A 17,029-nucleotide genomic window follows, 5' to 3' on the forward strand; every position below is an offset into this window, starting at 1 on the left:
GGGTTTGCATAAAAAGATCGCATACGAATAATACTTGATTTAAAAAACACATGAGCCTCACCTTCACGCTGATCTTTTAAATCAAGTAAATCAACTCGATTGCGTTTATCAAGATTCGCCTCCATAGTATCTTGATAACTCATCGTCGTCGAATTTTGGTTGACATTATAGCTTTTTGCTACAGATACATAAGCCTCACCTGCTGTTTTTTGGAAAAACTCCCAGGTCTCTTGAGGGTCTTCTAATTTCATACAAATTTTTATATTCGTATTTGCACAAATAGATGCAGCCTCTTCTTTAGAGGCTTTTTGAAAAGCAGGCAAATCTTGTCCAGCAAATACAACTGAAAACCCTAATGAACGAGCCTGTGCAGGAACAACAGCAAAACCTTCAACCGCATAATAGCCATATTCATCTAATATGCATAAATAAGGTGTATTTGAGTTTGTCGGCTTAGTCTCAATAACGTCTTTATAATCACCTTCAACTTTATCCCCTAAACCTGCAGCTAGCATTGCCTTTAATGACGCAATAATTAACTTTCCTAAATTAGACAATTCATCAGGGGACTTTTCTAGCGCTGGCAAAAGAACAACAAGTATTCTGCGATTTAAAACAACATCTCTAAAATCAACTTCAGCTAAGTTTGTCCTAATAATATGCGCATAAACATCAGCAAGCGACCCAAAAATACGAGTAAGTTGCATAATAATATAGCCATGTTGCTCATAAACCTTATCTGACTGCTCACCTTTTTTGTCCATTTTATAACCAGGCAAACTCACCAGATAATTTGATAAAGGATCTTTTACATCGAAAGGAATATCACCGTCATAAATACTTTCATTACCTAATTGATCTACTATTTTTTTATCATGATACAACCCCTCCAAAGCTTCAATTGTAAAATATTTTCGCACTGCTCCCGCATCGAGTAATAAAGCTCCTTGGTCTCTTAAATAAACCAACATACGCATAAGTGCTTCAATGAAAGAAATTGCTCGACCTTTCCACATGTCGCCATCTCCTCCTTGACCTCCTTGCCCTGAATTCATCATGCTAGTCACTAATTGTGATAACATACTTGAAGAGCCTACAGCAAAAGGATTCATCGTATTAGAGACAATATCTTTTTGCGGGCCGATAATATCTCGTGCTCCTGTCATAAAATTAATGACTAATAAATCATCCTCTCTGCCCATAGAGCGAACCATAGAGAAAACTTTGGCAAAAATGTGAGTTATCTCCTTTACCATCGACATAAATAAAGCCACTACCTTGTACCAAAGCATTATATGAAATTGATAGTAACGTTTCAGTTTTACCGCTTCCTGTTGAGCCAAAAATTAAGCAGTGAGTACGCATATCCGAATTATTAAACCAAAGTTCACTATTACTATTTATCTCATTACCAAAATGATAAATCCCTTCGGATTTTCCAGGCGTATTGCTTCCAGGCTTAGGGTTATTTGGGTCTAGCTCTTTACAATGCAATGGTTTTTTCAAATGGTAATGTTGACGATGACCACATTGAAAACCAAAAAATAACAAAAATCACAAAAATAAGAATATCGGATAAATATTGAAAAACAAAACTTAAAGCAGAAGAAAGCACAATACAAACACAAGCACCTTCACGACTTGCTAGCAAGTCTCCAAGGCGTCGATGAAATGCACGCAAATCACGCACGGCATGAGATTGCGCTTGCTCTTGATTTTTAATAACACCACGAAATGTTTTTCTCATATCAGCCTTTTTATCTCTTTTTACTACCAGCAATAACTTCTCTTAAAACAGTAAAAAAAGATTTTAATGTTAAATTAAATTTCCTTAAAATACTTCAAAAAATAACTGCAACAAATGAGACAAGCAAAGTCGTTAATCGCATATGCTAAAAAAACAATAAAAAAGGGAAACATACACGCGCATCCAATACATAGAATTTTGGATAAAAAGCAGAATCTCTCCAATGACTTGCTAAATTATTCTTGCTCATACTAGTTCACCTTAATTAAATAAGTATTTTCTAACTGAAGGTTCATTTATAATCCCTAAAGAAAGTTTTTCTTTAATATCATTGATTAAAGGCCTACCTAAATTAGCTAAAATTTCTTTTAAAACAACAGTCATATTATCTGTACTTGCCTTATATAGCCTATCTTTAACTTCATCGGTAATTACCAAGTATTCTCGAATAGGAATACGGTTGCCATTTTTTGAAATAACTAAAGCTTGCCAAATAATAACTCTAACCGTTTCTATTAAGTCATAAAGACGCGCTTGACGCTCTTCAGCCGTAAACAGATTAACCATTCGTCTAAAAGTATCAATAACACCATTGCTGTGAACGGTTGTATATACTGGATGCCCTGTCAAGGCCGCCTCAATTACTGCCTCAAGTGTCGGCTTATCCCTCGCTTCACCGACAAGAATTAACCCAGGTTTTCTGCGTAGTGCATTTCTAACACCAGCAGCAAAACTCGGAAGGTGCTTTGGAATTTCACTTTGACTGACAATAGAACTTGGCTTAATTATATTATCATAAATATATTCAATCGGTGACTCATAGGTCAGTACTTTTAAATGGCTTTCAGGTTGTTCTAAAAAATTCGCAACTAAAGAAGCTAATAAAGTACTTTTACCTGATCCGGTCGCTCCACTAATCACTGCAATTCCTTGTGGAACTTTTAAACTTTCATTTAAAATATTAGTTAGACCCATTTCTTTTAACATAGGTGGGTCCGCAGTAATCGTTCTTAAAGTAACTTGTAAGCCATTATAATTTTGAAATTGACACGCGGTAATATTAACTCGGTAGCGAAAAATTTCACCACCAACGGTCAATTGATAACTTGTATCTAAATCTGTGCCACTTTGCACTTGTGCCGTTGCATTAGGACCATAAATATGATTGATAAAATCAGACACTTCTTGTTGAGTAAATTTTCGGACTGTTACTCGGTAGAGTAATCCTTGAATATCTGCTATTGCATTCTCACCTGACTGGATTGTAATATCTGAAGCCTTTTGATTATGTAAAGTAACCAAAAGGCGATCATATTCAGCTGGAGTAAAGTATGCAGGCTCTATATCTAGCATATATTCATTCATTTTCACTACCCACAACAGGCTGCCAGAGCTTAGTTTTAACTTGCAAGCTAGGTTTACTTTTAATTTTCCAAGTTTGATCATCAATTGCTACTTGGTTTTTATTGCCAGTAATTCCTTGATATTGCTTATCTACATAAACAGGACTAACCAGGCCTTCCGCCAATAATTTCTTATATAAAACCATCCCTGTGTAATCTCTTGTCAGTCTATTTAAGTTTATTTATAAATAACAACTGCCTGATTAATTCCTTGCTGCCAACCTTTAGTGATAGTTTTTTTTCCAAAGCTCTTGCTCACTCTCATTTTTAGGCAATAAGATCTTATTCGGTAAATCAGGCTTTGAGTAATCCATATAAAGGTAATCACGCCAAGTCGGTGGTGCAGTCACAAACTTAACTTGACTTATTATCTTGTATGTTTTCCCTGCCACTCGAATGGATTGTGCGCCTTGCCCAAGATTAACTGAATTATTTGAGTTTATAATCACAGGAGGTAAAACATCCCCATTTGATAAAATTTGGTTAAAATCAAATATTTTATCAAGCTGATTGCTGTAACTAACCAAAAAACTATCAACAATTTTAGACTCTTTTGCTAACCCTGCCTGAGCGCCCAGTGATAATGCAGCATCTTTTACCGCACGTAAGCGTATTGTTAAACTTTGTTGCTGTTCATAATAATTTGATTTACTTGATAAATCACTTAACTGCTGCAATGTATATAAAGTATGATCAATCATTAGTTAAATACCTCAAGCTAATAATTTTTTGATCAGGTAGTATTTGAATAGCTGCTTTATTATTTGCTTGTAACTCTATATTTTGTAAAACGGTTAATGCCGCAGTGAATTGATAGTTAATATTGACTAATATAGGCAAGCTAGGCGATTTACCAAATTCTTGATACTTAAACCCGACTACATTTGCAATATTTTTAACCACTGAATTTATAGGGCCATACCAATTAATTGATATTTTCTTATTAAGGTTTCTATCATGAATATTGGTAAATGGCATGACCTGTTGCTTTGGATACTGGGCACGTCTAATTTGAGATAAACTAGATAAAGCCGAACTTGTTTGTGAAACTGCCTGTGCTAATGCCTGTTGGATCTCTTTATTTTTTTCAAGCTGCGTACCAATAACTAATTGCTGGTCAACCTTAGTAGGTTGTGAAGAGCAGCCTTGTAATATAATAACAACACTAAAACCTATTATAATTAAAGATGTCTTCATAACCTACTCCAGCACTTAAGCATTAAGAATTAGGATTAGTATTAGTAAAACCATATGCATTTAAAGTTGACTCTACACTTGCTGATACGCCACCGTTAGCACTGTTACCAAGTACCCCTGCAATCGTACCAACAACCAACAGTGACCCACCAAGAGTCATATAAATAAAACCAGACTTCGTTTGTACTTGCTGACCACCACCCTGTCCTGAATGCCCACTGCGCAGTTGAAATAACCCCATAACAATAAGAATGACTCCACCAAAGCCACTAACAAACTCAATAAACACGAGTACATTTAGCAGCGTCGCTTTCCAGCCGTTAAACAAAGCCGTTACTGTGGCAGCGCCCGTATCCTTGCCTGCATATGCCGAAGTGACAATGGCCAACACAGAAATGAGTATAAGGACTGCACTCTTAATCAATGTTTTATTAATTAATTTCATAATTAATTCCTCAAATAAATAAGCTTAATTAACAGGCAAGCTCGCTATTATCGAATAGCTATAGCTTGCGATCTCAATGAACACATTCGCGTTCATCGCACAAATTCCTGCAAGAATATGCGCAACAACTTTTGACACACTTGCCTCAGCACCTCCCATATGTTCACCTAGTTTAGTTAGTAGAAAAAATTCCTCGTAAAAAAGACATAAAGCCAACAACAAATAAAACCGCATAAGTTAGCTTTATTAAATTATCAGTTGTACTTGTTGCAGATGACACCGGTATACAGCTTCCACCACCAGCAAATGATATAATGTACTGGTTTTCCAAATTGCCAAAATAAGATAAAAAAGTTTCTTCACTAACGCCACAGACACTTTGTATAAGCTGTGGGGTTTCAAACAAAGATCCACTTAATGCTTGAATAATATAAAAAGGAGCTAATAAAACAGAGCCAACAAAAAAGTAAAACCCTGTCGCCATTGGTGACCGACGATGCATTGACATCATTTGAGGGTTAGTATGATAACGAAGTCGATGCACACCAACACAAAGCGTAATAATACCGACAACAGGGCTTATAATGTCAATTAGCTGCAGAAACGGCATTAAGAAATAAATAATGATCCCATCATAAATATTAGTTGGTGTAGATGGTGGTGGTGCAAAACCCATAATACTTTTAATCCCTTGAGTTATTCCTCCATCAACAGGGTTTACTGAATTACTTAAAACAACCACGATACAACCAAGGGCTAAAAGCATTCCCCCAATAATTAAATAGGAGGATCCTACCATCATATTTTGTTGCTGCCCTTGGTTTGCTTGATTCTGTCTTAGTTTGACCAAGCCAATAATCACTAGCATCACTCCAGACAAAGCAGAAGCGAATTGAACAAAGATAGCAATATGAGTTAACGTTTCTTGCCAATTTTTTGACATTGTTACAAAGCTATAAGCATTACCATTAGTCGATGCATAACAATATCTAGAAGATATCATCTGAAACATAACAGCAACAGATAGTCTTTTAACTAATGATAATAATTTGTATTTTTTACTCATATTAGCTTTCTCTTATTAAATAAAACTAACTAAAGATAAAACCAGAACTCATTACCACTTCATCTTTTTTGTCATCAATATTAACAACATGACCATAGCCTGGAATATCACTATCTTTAGTAACAGTAAGAGTGACCCCCGCATTATTAACAAGCCATGCACGACCTGTAATAATAGCCCTTAAGCTTAGTTTCTCACGATGATTATATTGTTTTGCAATCATCAATTTAATCTGACTATTTTCTTTTTTAACCGTTTCTTCCAGCTCATTAACTTTGTTATTACTTGAACTTAAACCAGAAGATAGCAAAGATATATTTTTATTAATTTTACTTTGACCATTTTGAATTTTCTCTATCATCTCTTTAAGTTTATCATTGCTACTATCAGAGTTATTTTTTAAGCGAGTTAGGTTTTTAACCCCCTGGCTTAACTGATCAACTTTTGACTCAAGGGACTCTAACTTTGAATTAATCTCCTTATAATCAGCAGAGGTAAAAGCATGATTATTTTTAAATTCACTTTTATTCTGTTGGCTATTACTAGTCACTGTCCGACTGTTAACTGACTCATTATTAATCTGGCGTTTGCCATTCTCTTGAGTTATTAAATTCTCCTGATGATTGGATTTACTTTGACTACCTGCTTTAGAAAAATTCAAACTTTTAGATTGAGCAGGTGTGCTTTTTTTCTCAGGATACAGTTTGCGATAAGCACTATGCATCATAACACCAGCAATAACAAAAGCGATTAATGCAATAATATAGTAATGAAGCATTGGCTTTATATTTTCCCATAATAACACCGAGTGCTTACTTTTCGTGCTTTCACTATTACGTTGTACCGTCGAACTATTCTCGGTTTCAAGCTTATTTTTACTGCTGCTTACATCAAAATCATCATCGAAGTTATAATTCTCTTCTGAGTTACTCATAATTTCTACACCTTCACATCAGACATAAACAAAATTCCCATACCAACACCCTGATTCAATGTCACCGTTGGTGGACGATTAAATTCGGATGCCGCTTTTTCACCGAGTGTTGCTCCAACTTGCCCAAGCCCAGAATAAACGGCCTTTTGAGAAGTTTGCTCTGTTGCCGAGGATGATTGGTCACCCGTTACAATACATGTTGTTGATCCATCACATAGACTATTGGACGTATCAGAAAAATATTGCCCAAATCCCTGTAAAAAAGCTGAGGCAAATAACCCTCCATAACGGAGCAAATAGTGATTATCAACATCAGAGGCTAGTGCATTTTGTGCAGTTGTTGCATTAATAGCATACGCTTTAATCGAAATACTATGATCCAGCGCAGGTAAAGACATATGATCGAAACTGACCACAAGCTTTTCATCTTCGCGCTTAAAACTGCCTAATAATTTAGCATTTTTAAACTTTCCTTGAACAATTGTTGCCATCACAGGAGTACCTGGTTGATCACTATTTAGCTGTGTATCTAAGACGGCAAATAAAATAGCACCTGCTTTTTCTATAACGCTCCCACCAGCTCCATTCTTCCCATCAACTTGGCTATTTGATAATTTAGTTATAGAAGGAATTTTGCCAACAACATTTGCTTGCAAAGAAACCTTATCCCAATCACTGACCATGCCTTGAATTTGACTTTGCATTTGTTGAGCTTTTTGTGAAACTTGTAAGGAATATTGTTGATTGCTCTGCTGTTTATTCTCGTTAAGGGCGACATGATTCTTTTGTATATTGTTTCTTTGAGCAAGCTTCTTATATGTTGCTGACCCTGTTATTTCTGCAATACGCTGATCTTGCGTACTTAACTTAGACTCTTGATAAGCCTGAAGGTTAATTTCTTGTGTAGATTTTTCAGCAACTGTTTTACCTTGATTTACAGCTTGTCTTATTTTATTTTTTTCATTGATAGTGTTCATTTTATCATAAACGTTATTTGTATAATTTGTTGTTTTGCTGTTCATTCTTGCATTTGGATCAGCAACATAAGAGCTTTCATTTTGATCTGTTGCTTTTGGCTCGGTTATATTATTTATAAGCACGACAAGAACAACTAGAATAATAATAAAAATTATCATCACTCGTAATTTGGGGTGTGCAGATAAAAAGCTTTTAGTTTTTTTAAAAAATTTTCATAATCAATTACCCAAAATAGTCGCTTGTTTAAGCACACCGTTCATAGAAATTAATAACGATGGTGTTGCTGATAATTGATAAGCATTTAGTTCTGTAGGGCCAGTACTACTTTGCTTTGCTTGCCATTGCGGGGAGATTAAAGTCCCTGTGGTCAATAATAAATATTTACCTTGATAGGACCAAACTTGTGCAGAGGTGCCTTCGACCTTCAGCTCTTTAGCCCCTTGTGGTGGCACACCATTCAATATTTGAATCAAACTGTCGGGAGCATGTGGTGTTACCCCTGCAAGTGCTTCTGCAGATGATTGATAACCTTGTACACGAATATAGTCTAAATAATCCCATTTTTTTTGGCCTAGAACCAAAGAAAGCATGACAGGTATATCTAACCCTTTTAACATGATACCAATATTAGCCTGACCATAATCTTTGAGTCCTTGCACCATAAGCACTCCACTGGTTTTATTCCACTGAATATTAAAACTCGCTGGATCCCCTAAACTATAGGAAGTGATTGGCCAAACTTTTCCAAGCCGATCTGTCATAACAATAGAAGTAATCATGCCTTTTGATGTGCGCACAATAGGTTCAACGCCACCAGGGTGAAGCTCTACAGAAATAATTGATGATGAGCTTTGACTGGGAGCTTCCCCAACAGGAGAAGATTCAGCCTTTTTCTGATCATTATACTTTTCTTTATATTTTTGAATTTGATCTGTTGTTAAAGGGAAATTATTATTTAACACAGAGCTAAATGAATCATTACTTAATGAACCATATGAATACTCAAGCGCAGCAAAAGATATAATAATAAAAAGTAATTTAACTAATCTATACTTTTTCATAAGCCTACTACAAAACTATCCATCAAAGCTTAATTAAAAACTCAGATTCATCACAAAATTGACTACCAAAACAAAACTTATGCTCAAAAACTAACACCTGATCAATTGTCGATCAATATAATTTTATTTATTTACACAATATGGAAATATTCTTATTTTTTTCATGTTTTAAGAAAACATTAATATTCTGTAGGACCTGTTATTAATACAATGCCTTAACTGAACTATCAAAGAATCTTTTTCAATTATCGGCTCCAATCCGTTGGTTTTAAGTTATTTTATAACTCTAAACAGCTTTTAATCACTTACCATTCAAGAACTTACATAAATTTTATAATAGTGTAAATTATCTCTATAAATTCAAATATCGCCCAAATCAATAAGTTATCGTTATTTTCTCATCTAGTTCACCTAGTTGAAGGCTGTTTTCTCTAGACCCACAGCCATATAATTTATACCAACTAAGAATCATTAATGCCCCCCAACACTATGATCTAGCTATATTTTTATTAAATAACAGTGCACTACTGATTAATTCAAGTATGACTATACAGCATCAATATAAATCACTCATAATAAAATTAAAAATTAAAATGAATTTAATCAAAGAGATAAAAACATTATTTACAATAAATTAAACAATAAACATAAAAAAACAAAACAAATCTACTTATTTAAAAATAAAACAAATTAATAATTAAAATATCAATATGGCATGGTTAATTACCTAAGGTTGTAATGATGTTATCTTCAAGCTTTCAACAATTCATTAAAATTATTACATGATAGGGTAAAAGCAAGATTCAAAAAAGCCCAAGGCTTTAATTAATATTAAATTAATTCAACATTAAGGAAATATTATGAAAAGAATTCCCTGTATTTTAATGCGCAGTGGCACTTCAAAAGGCCCTTTTCTATTAGCTTCTGACGTACCTAGCGCCCCTAAAGAACGAGACCAAGCGTTATTAAAGATTATGGGCTCCCCTCATCAATCTCAAATTGATGGTATTGGTGGCGGCAGCAGTATTTCCAGTAAAGTTGCCATTATCAGCCCATCCACCCGACCAGGAGTCGATGTTGACTACTTGTTTTGCCAGGTTATCGTCAATGAAGCTCGTGTCGACTCCAGTTTAAACTGTGGCAATATGCTTTCAGGCGTTGGCCCATTTGCAATAATCAAAGGGCTGGTGAAAGCTCAAGATCAAGAAACCACTGTCCGTATCTATAATCAAAATACCGGTGTTATCGTCGAAGCAAAGATCCAGACGCCAAAAGGTGAAGTCAGTTTTGATGGAGAAACCACGATTGATGGCGTGCCCGGACAAAGTGCACCGATAGAACTTAGTTTTCTCGATTCTGTTGGCGCGAAAACCGGTCAATTACTGTCCACAGGACACCCCATAGACCTAATCGATGATATCGAAGTTTCTTGTATCGATGTCTCTGTCCCTGTTGTCATGATGCTGGCAAAATCACTGGGCAAATCAGGCTATGAAAGTAAACAAGAACTTGATCAGGATAAAGACCTTATCGCAAAAATGGAAAGCATCCGCCAAAAAGCCGCAATACTCATGGGCATGGGCGATGTTAGTCAATCTGTTATCCCAAAAATGGCTCTGCTTGCAGAACCACGCTTTAATGGCAATGTGACTTCGCGCTATTTTACCCCTAAAGATTGCCACCCCAGCCATGCCGTAACCGGCGCTATTTGCATTGCAACAGCTTGCCTTATTCCCGGCTCAGTTGCAAGCAAAGTCGCGCACAATATTCTCTCTCAAAAAAAATCACATGGTATTATCGTCGAACATCCAGCAGGAAAGATAGATGCTGTGATTCATAAAGAAATTACTGGAGACACTATAGATATTCCAAAAGTGTCTTTTATCAGAACAGCGAGGCCATTATTTTCTGGTGAGGTGATTATTTAACAAGTCATAATGCCTTAACCTCAAAAAATAAATACAGATTTGCATAATTGTGACTGTTAGTAAATAGCAACTTAACCTTTAAGTAAAAATCTAAATAAATTAACGTTTTTATGAACTTTATTTAAGATAAACAATAATTTTAACCATACGAAAAACCATATTCTTTAAATATTATTTAATCAATAAATTAAATAAAGTGTAAAATTTTATACCAATAAGTCAAAAGTCTCTAAATAAAATCATAAGCTAATCCATGCTATAAAAACAAAAAAGCCAGCTTTACCTGGCTTTTTATTAACTAAGAAAGAATATTAATCGATTAATAACGATTAAGCACCTTTCATCATATTACGCAATACGTAGTGCAAAATACCACCGGTACGGTAATACTCAACTTCGTTGGCCGTATCAATACGGCACAATAGTGTAATATTTTCACTCGAACCATCTTGACGATGAATCACTGCACTAACATCTTGGCCTGCTCGCAAAGAACTCAAACCAGTGATATCAAAAGTTTCAGTACCATCTAATTTCAAGCTAGTGCGGCTCTGGCCATTTTTAAATTGCAATGGCAGTACACCCATACCAATCAAATTAGAACGGTGAATACGCTCAAAGCTTTCAGTGATCACCGCTTTAACACCCAACAAACGCGTGCCTTTTGCCGCCCAGTCACGTGAAGAGCCTGTACCATACTCTTTACCGCCGACGACGACAAGTGGTGTGCCTTCATCTTGGTATCTCATCGCAGCGTCATAAATCGACATTTGCTCACCAGAGATATGGCGCGTATAACCCCCTTCAACCCCTGGGACCATCTCGTTACGAATACGGATATTCGCAAAGGTGCCGCGCATCATCACCTCATGATTACCACGACGTGACCCATAAGAGTTAAAGTCTTTATTCTCTACACCATGTGATTTGAGGTAAGCACCGGCAGGGCTATCAGCTTTAATCACACCCGCAGGTGAGATATGGTCAGTGGTGACCGAGTCACCCAAGATCGCCAATGGACGTGCGCCTTTAATGTCTTCCACAGCAGCCACAGGCTTATCCAAACCTTCGAAAAACGGTGGGTTTTGCACATAAGTCGACTGTGAATTCCACTCATAGGTTTGGCCTTCTGCCACTGGAATGTTCTGCCAACTCGCATCACCAGCAAAGACTTCTGCATATTCTTTTTGGAACATCGCACGGCTGACTTTAGCCACGGCTGCAGCGACTTCGCTGTTACTTGGCCAAATATCACGAAGATAAACATCATTGCCATCTTTATCTTGGCCAATAGGCTCTACTTCTAAGTTCTTACGTGTAGACCCAGCCAAGGCATAAGCGACAACCAATGGAGGTGAAGCCAACCAGTTTGCCTTAACAAACGGATGGACACGACCTTCGAAGTTACGGTTACCAGATAATACTGCAGACACCGTCAAATCATTATCTGCGATTGCTTTTTCAATCTCTGGTAATAGTGGACCTGAATTACCGATACAGGTCGTACAACCATAGCCGACCAAATTAAAGCCAAGTTGGTCTAAATAGGTCTGTAAACCTGCACTTTCTAAATATTCAGTAACCACTTTAGAGCCAGGCGCTAGTGACGATTTCACCCAAGGTTGACGCACTAAGCCTTTTTCAACCGCTTTTTTAGCAACTAAACCCGCTGCCATTAAGACACTCGGGTTAGAGGTATTTGTGCACGAAGTAATCGCCGCAATAACCACATCACCGTGAGACAGCTCATAATCACCATTTACAGAAACGGCTTTATCAATCTCACCGCTTTTACCCTGGTCAGCAATTAGTTGATCAATTGCAGATGGTAATTTAGGCAGTTCTACACGATCTTGCGGACGTTTAGGACCCGCTAAACTCGGTACAACAGAGCCTAAATCTAGCTCTAATGTCGCAGTAAATACTGGGTCAGCAGTATTTTCATCACGCCACATGCCCTGGGCTTTCGCATACTCTTCAACAAGAGCAATGGTTTCTTCTTCACGGCCTGATAATTCTAGATAATTAATCGTCTCTTTATCAACAGGGAAGAAACCACAGGTTGCACCATACTCAGGTGCCATATTAGCAATCGTTGCACGATCGGCCAGTGGTAGATCATTTAAGCCTGGGCCATAAAATTCGACAAACTTACCGACCACGCCTTGCTGGCGCAGCATCTCAACCACAGTTAAGACTAAATCAGTGGCTGTAATACCTTCTTTTAGCTTGCCAGTCAGCTTAAAGCCAACCACTTCTGGGATTAACATAGAGATCGGTTGACCGAGCATTGCCGCTTCCGCTTCAATACCACCAACACCCCAACCTAGAACACCTAGGCCATTGATCATGGTTGTATGGCTATCAGTACCAACAAGTGTGTCAGGATATGCAATCTGGCGGCCATCATTCTCAGAAGTCCACACCGTTTTTGCCAAATACTCAAGGTTCACCTGGTGACAAATACCGGTTCCAGGAGGCACAACACGGAAGTTTTCAAAGGCTTTTTGGCCCCAACGCAAGAACTCGTAACGCTCACGGTTACGCTTCATTTCAATATCAACATTATCTTTGAATGCTCTTGAGCTAGCATACTCATCGACCATCACCGAGTGGTCAATCACCAAATCAACGGGCGATAATGGGTTAATTGCAGTTGGGTTAGCGCCTGCTTTTGCCACAGCATCACGCATTGCTGCTAAATCAACAACAGCAGGCACGCCTGTGAAATCTTGCATCAATACACGGGCAGGACGATATTGAATTTCACGCGATGATTTACGCTTTTCTTGCCATTGACCTAATGCTTTAATATCATCAACAGATACCGTTGTGCCATTATCTTCAAAACGTAATAAATTTTCCAGCAACACCTTCAGCGAGAAAGGTAAACGAGAAACATCCCCAAGCCCGGCGCCTTCAGCAGCCTTAATACTATAGTAGTCATACTCTTTGCCCTTAACCTTCAAGGTATTACGGGTGTTTAGAGCATCTTTTCCTACGGCAGTCATAAAAGTCTCCTCCTCACGGATAGAGTTGTTATAATTAGTGTTGCACATTGTACGCTTCTTCGTGTGGAACACCAAGCACTTACGCTTACATGCATGTTAGAAACCCTTACAAGCATGCAGCCGTGGGCCAATAACTCAGAAACATATCTCTAGGGGGAAAGTGTAGTTGATATTTTAGCTTTTGAGGCAAACTACACAGCCAGGTAGGAACTCTCGCCAATCTAGCACAGACAACCCCAAAACCACAAGAATTTAACTCGCTCGACACCAAAATTTTTTATGAAAATCATGATTTATTGAACCTACTACATTGGCTATACTGGAGATCAGATGCTATTTTTTATGATTCCACCGACCTTCCCCCCAAAAACAATAAGGCTCAATCTAAATTAACAAGCGCTGTCACGTTATTTTTAACAAACTCTGAAAAGCCTCGCTTAGCCTTTGCCTTTTCATTGATGCAGAGCTGCTATAACGACCCACATTCACTTAAGAGTTGTAGTTGTATATACGAAAAAAAGCCAGCATCACGCTGGCTTAAGTTTGTTTGATTTTAGTTGCTAATTCAGATACTACTGATTATGCTGCTTTTTTGCTCCACAGCTTTATTATCAATGCCTGCCGAAGAAATTGTAATTTTTCGAGGCTTCATGGCTTCTGGGATCTCACGCACCAAACTGATGTGCAATAAACCATTTTCTAATGCGGCACCTGTGACTTTAACATGATCTTCCAACTGGAACTCTTGTTTAAATGCACGTTCAGCAATGCCCTTATGCAAAAATTTGCGTTCTTTAGTCACTTTTGCATCCGCAATTTTTCCAGTGACAATCAAGCTGTTTTGCTCTTGCTGAATATCAATATTTTCCTCAGCAAACCCTGCAATCGCCATCGTGATCTGATAGTTATTTTCAGCAAGCATCTCGATATTATAAGGTGGGTAGCTCGCAGGTTGACGCTCTGTTAAATCGTCCATCATATTTAGGATGCGATCAAAACCAACAGAAGTACGAAATAATGGTGATAAATTAAAGTTACTCATAATAGTTACTCCTCATAAAGCAAGTAAAAGTGTTTATATTCTGTGGACCCATTCTGGCCTCCACAATAATTAAGTAAGGACAATAAAACTTAATTCAACCCCTTTATTCAAATTATTTTCATTTTTTTCATTTTACCAACAGACATCAAAAATAATGATTATTAAAACTAATAAAGATAGGTTAAGCACTATAAGTTGTAATAGTACATTCCTGGAACACTCTCTTTAGCTTTCTGAAAACCAAACTTTATATACAATTCAGGTACATCTGCAAATAAACCAATAAAAGCCGTCTTGGGAATAGACTGGTCAATATAAGCCATCAAAGCTTCCATCACTCGTCGACCTAAACCATGCCCCTGATGCTCAGGGCGAACAGCAATATCTGTCACTTGAATAAAGCAACCACCATCACCAATCAAACGCCCCATAGCAATTAATAACCCTTGATAATCGCGAATAGACACTCCATACAGTGAGTTCTTTAAGCCAATTTCAGCCGCTTCTAGTGATTTTTCTGATAGATCGGCTACACGCCTCAATTCTCTATATTCACCAACATGAGGCACAGTTTGATATAATTCGTACTCATCCACTGATATTTCCTCCCTCAGACTTTGCAAAACAATAAAGACCAAAGTAGTATAAGCCCGTTATTAGCGAGTACAAACGCCTTTGAGAGGATGCGATGCAACTATCTACATTAACTGCAATTTCCCCCGTTGATGGCCGCTACGCCAGCAAAGTTGAACCTTTACGTCACATATTTAGTGAATACGGCCTCATCTACTACCGTACTGTCGTTGAAGTACGTTGGTTAGAAGCCTTAGCCAACCAGCCTGAGATTACTGAAATCAAGCCGCTAAGTGCCACGGCGACTACTTTGCTCAATCGCATCATCGAAGACTTTGATATTAGTGCTGCTGATAAGGTCAAAGAGATTGAAAGCACGACCAATCATGATGTTAAAGCCGTTGAATATTATATTAAAGATCGCCTCAAAGCCGATAAAGAAACTGAGCACCTCGTCGAGTGGACGCACTTTGCCTGCACCTCAGAAGATATCAATAACTTATCTTATGCGCTCATGCTCAAAGCCGCTTGCGAGCAATCTATTTTTCCGCATATGGAAGAAGTCATAAATAAGATCAAAGGGTTAGCAAAAGAGTTCCAGCGTATCCCACTATTATCACGCACACACGGCCAACCTGCATCACCGAGCACCATGGGTAAAGAACTGGCTAACTCAGCCTATCGCCTATCACGCCAGCTTGATCAAGCAAAATCTGTTAAGCTACTGGGCAAAATTAATGGTGCTGTGGGTAACTACAATGCACACCTTGCAGCTTATCCAAATTTCGATTGGGCGAACTTCGCCAAAAGCTTTATCGCCTCTCTTGGCCTTGAACAAAACCCCTATACCACCCAAATCGAGCCACATGACTATATCGCCGAGCTATTTCACGCGGTGAGCCGCTTTAATACGGTTTTGGTTGATTTTGACCGTGATGTCTGGGGTTATATCGCCCTCAATTACTTCAAACAAAAAACCGTCGCTGGTGAAGTCGGCTCTTCAACCATGCCTCATAAAGTCAACCCCATTGATTTTGAAAATTCAGAGGGTAACTTAGGCATTGCCAATGCACTACTCGAGCACTTTGCTCATAAACTGCCTATCTCTCGCTGGCAGCGTGATCTGACTGACTCCACCGTTCTGCGTAATATCGGCGTCGGTTTCGCTCACAGCTTAATCAGTTATCAAGCCACCCTAAAGGGCTTGAGCAAGCTTGAGATCAATGAAGAGACTTTGCTTGCTGACTTAAGCAGCAACGTTGAAGTTTTAGGTGAAGCTGTGCAAACCGTCATGCGCCGCTATGGCATTGCCAACCCCTACGAGCAACTTAAAGAACTCACTCGCGGTCGTCGTATTACCTTAGAGGATATGCATCAGTTTATTAATCAGCTCGATTTGCCCGAAACAGTTAAAACAGAACTTAAAAAACTCACTCCGGCAAACTACATCGGTTCAGCAATTCAGCAAACAAGCCTGTTAGGCTAGCATCAAATAAAAACTAAAATTAAAACTTTAGTTTTAAAATAATATCAAGGGCTTTTTAAGCCCCTTTTTTATTAATAACTACTTTGACTATATTTCAATACCACTCAGCTCATATTAAAATAGCCCTTTACTTTTAATAAAATTATCTTTTACAATAA

General features: G+C 37.8%; 16 protein-coding genes and 1 pseudogene. 2 read left to right on the top strand and 15 right to left on the bottom strand.

Going from position 1 to position 17,029, the window contains the following annotated elements; all coding sequences use genetic code 11:
• The 12 genes and pseudogenes from BGC07_RS05515 to BGC07_RS05555 all read right to left on the bottom strand — a co-directional run.
• The coding region (locus BGC07_RS05515) for a type IV secretory system conjugative DNA transfer family protein (protein WP_317135118.1) at window positions 1-1,214 on the bottom strand (1,214 nt) is incomplete at its 3' end.
• The gene (locus BGC07_RS23620) at window positions 1,186-1,506 is read right to left on the bottom strand and encodes an FtsK/SpoIIIE domain-containing protein (protein WP_317135119.1); all 321 of its coding nucleotides are present in this window, start codon (window positions 1,504-1,506) and stop codon (window positions 1,186-1,188) included. The genes BGC07_RS23620 and BGC07_RS05515, both read right to left, overlap by 29 nt.
• A complete protein-coding gene (locus tag BGC07_RS21870; protein ID WP_235602960.1) occupies window positions 1,484-1,747 on the bottom strand; it encodes a hypothetical protein in 264 nt (87 codons plus the stop codon). The genes BGC07_RS23620 and BGC07_RS21870 overlap by 23 nt, the downstream gene beginning before the upstream one ends.
• A 261-nt stretch (window positions 1,748-2,008) precedes the next feature.
• On the bottom strand, window positions 2,009-3,112 hold the full coding sequence (locus tag BGC07_RS05520; RefSeq protein ID WP_069312283.1) for an ATPase, T2SS/T4P/T4SS family: 1,104 nt from the start codon (window positions 3,110-3,112) through the stop codon (window positions 2,009-2,011).
• Window positions 3,105-3,851, bottom strand: a pseudogene (locus BGC07_RS05525) (type IV secretory system conjugative DNA transfer family protein). The gene BGC07_RS05520 and the pseudogene BGC07_RS05525 overlap by 8 nt, the downstream one beginning before the upstream one ends.
• Entirely contained in the window at window positions 3,844-4,347 is a 504-nt protein-coding gene (locus BGC07_RS05530; protein ID WP_069312284.1) for a DotD/TraH family lipoprotein, read from the bottom strand. The pseudogene BGC07_RS05525 and the gene BGC07_RS05530 overlap by 8 nt, the downstream one beginning before the upstream one ends.
• Window positions 4,348-4,369: 22 nt before the next feature.
• Window positions 4,370-4,792 carry a hypothetical protein gene (locus BGC07_RS05535; RefSeq protein ID WP_069312285.1) on the bottom strand — a complete coding sequence of 141 codons (423 nt, stop codon included), beginning with the start codon at window positions 4,790-4,792 and terminating at the stop codon, window positions 4,370-4,372.
• Window positions 4,793-4,816: 24 nt separating this feature from the next.
• Window positions 4,817-4,951, bottom strand: a complete 135-nt coding sequence (locus BGC07_RS23105; protein ID WP_268801618.1) for a hypothetical protein — start codon at window positions 4,949-4,951, stop codon at window positions 4,817-4,819.
• 13 nt (window positions 4,952-4,964) lie between these two features.
• Window positions 4,965-5,858: a hypothetical protein gene (locus BGC07_RS05540; protein ID WP_235602961.1), complete on the bottom strand. Its 894-nt coding sequence runs from the start codon at window positions 5,856-5,858 to the stop codon at window positions 4,965-4,967.
• 25 nt (window positions 5,859-5,883) lie between these two features.
• Entirely contained in the window at window positions 5,884-6,792 is a 909-nt protein-coding gene (locus tag BGC07_RS05545; RefSeq protein ID WP_069312286.1) for a hypothetical protein, read from the bottom strand.
• 5 nt (window positions 6,793-6,797) lie between these two features.
• Window positions 6,798-7,928, bottom strand: coding sequence for a TrbI/VirB10 family protein (locus BGC07_RS05550; RefSeq protein ID WP_077216779.1), 1,131 nt, complete (start codon window positions 7,926-7,928; stop codon window positions 6,798-6,800).
• 60 nt (window positions 7,929-7,988) lie between these two features.
• Complete coding sequence (locus tag BGC07_RS05555) at window positions 7,989-8,831, bottom strand: DotH/IcmK family type IV secretion protein (RefSeq protein WP_069312288.1); 843 nt, start codon at window positions 8,829-8,831, stop codon at window positions 7,989-7,991.
• An 860-nt stretch (window positions 8,832-9,691) separates the two neighbouring features.
• Between BGC07_RS05555 and BGC07_RS05560 the strand changes: the two genes are divergently transcribed.
• Complete coding sequence (locus BGC07_RS05560) at window positions 9,692-10,759, top strand: 4-oxalomesaconate tautomerase (RefSeq protein WP_069312289.1); 1,068 nt, start codon at window positions 9,692-9,694, stop codon at window positions 10,757-10,759.
• A 329-nt stretch (window positions 10,760-11,088) separates the two neighbouring features.
• Here BGC07_RS05560 and acnA read toward each other — a convergent pair whose 3' ends face one another.
• From acnA to BGC07_RS05575, 3 genes are all read right to left on the bottom strand, one after another.
• On the bottom strand, window positions 11,089-13,770 hold the full coding sequence (gene acnA, locus BGC07_RS05565; protein ID WP_069312290.1) for an aconitate hydratase AcnA: 2,682 nt from the start codon (window positions 13,768-13,770) through the stop codon (window positions 11,089-11,091).
• A 565-nt stretch (window positions 13,771-14,335) separates the two neighbouring features.
• Window positions 14,336-14,812 carry an Hsp20 family protein gene (locus tag BGC07_RS05570; protein ID WP_069312291.1) on the bottom strand — a complete coding sequence of 159 codons (477 nt, stop codon included), beginning with the start codon at window positions 14,810-14,812 and terminating at the stop codon, window positions 14,336-14,338.
• Window positions 14,813-15,000: 188 nt separating this feature from the next.
• Window positions 15,001-15,408: a GNAT family N-acetyltransferase gene (locus BGC07_RS05575; RefSeq protein WP_069312292.1), complete on the bottom strand. Its 408-nt coding sequence runs from the start codon at window positions 15,406-15,408 to the stop codon at window positions 15,001-15,003.
• A gap of 92 nt (window positions 15,409-15,500) precedes the next feature.
• Here BGC07_RS05575 and purB point away from each other — a divergent pair, with 92 nt between their 5' ends.
• Window positions 15,501-16,871 (top strand): adenylosuccinate lyase, encoded by a 1,371-nt coding sequence (gene purB, locus BGC07_RS05580; RefSeq protein WP_069312293.1) that lies wholly within the window; start codon window positions 15,501-15,503, stop codon window positions 16,869-16,871.
• Window positions 16,872-17,029 lie beyond the last annotated feature (158 nt).

It is taken from the genome of Piscirickettsia litoralis (genome assembly GCF_001720395.1).
In the GTDB taxonomy this organism is placed as follows: domain Bacteria; phylum Pseudomonadota; class Gammaproteobacteria; order Piscirickettsiales; family Piscirickettsiaceae; genus Piscirickettsia; species Piscirickettsia litoralis.

Bases quoted from the DNA above. Each gene is read 5' to 3' on its own strand.
- BGC07_RS21870 (WP_235602960.1), bottom strand. From the start codon at position 1,747: ATGAGAAAAACATTTCGTGGTGTTATTAAAAATCAAGAGCAAGCGCAA.
- BGC07_RS05520 (WP_069312283.1), bottom strand. From the start codon at position 3,112: ATGAATGAATATATGCTAGATATAGAGCCTGCATACTTTACTCCAGCT.
- BGC07_RS05530 (WP_069312284.1), bottom strand. From the start codon at position 4,347: ATGAAGACATCTTTAATTATAATAGGTTTTAGTGTTGTTATTATATTA.
- BGC07_RS05535 (WP_069312285.1), bottom strand. From the start codon at position 4,792: ATGAAATTAATTAATAAAACATTGATTAAGAGTGCAGTCCTTATACTC.
- BGC07_RS23105 (WP_268801618.1), bottom strand. From the start codon at position 4,951: ATGGGAGGTGCTGAGGCAAGTGTGTCAAAAGTTGTTGCGCATATTCTT.
- BGC07_RS05540 (WP_235602961.1), bottom strand. From the start codon at position 5,858: ATGAGTAAAAAATACAAATTATTATCATTAGTTAAAAGACTATCTGTT.
- BGC07_RS05545 (WP_069312286.1), bottom strand. From the start codon at position 6,792: ATGAGTAACTCAGAAGAGAATTATAACTTCGATGATGATTTTGATGTA.
- BGC07_RS05550 (WP_077216779.1), bottom strand. From the start codon at position 7,928: ATGATAATTTTTATTATTATTCTAGTTGTTCTTGTCGTGCTTATAAAT.
- BGC07_RS05555 (WP_069312288.1), bottom strand. From the start codon at position 8,831: ATGAAAAAGTATAGATTAGTTAAATTACTTTTTATTATTATATCTTTT.
- BGC07_RS05560 (WP_069312289.1), top strand. From the start codon at position 9,692: ATGAAAAGAATTCCCTGTATTTTAATGCGCAGTGGCACTTCAAAAGGC.
- acnA (WP_069312290.1), bottom strand. From the start codon at position 13,770: ATGACTGCCGTAGGAAAAGATGCTCTAAACACCCGTAATACCTTGAAG.
- BGC07_RS05570 (WP_069312291.1), bottom strand. From the start codon at position 14,812: ATGAGTAACTTTAATTTATCACCATTATTTCGTACTTCTGTTGGTTTT.
- purB (WP_069312293.1), top strand. From the start codon at position 15,501: ATGCAACTATCTACATTAACTGCAATTTCCCCCGTTGATGGCCGCTAC.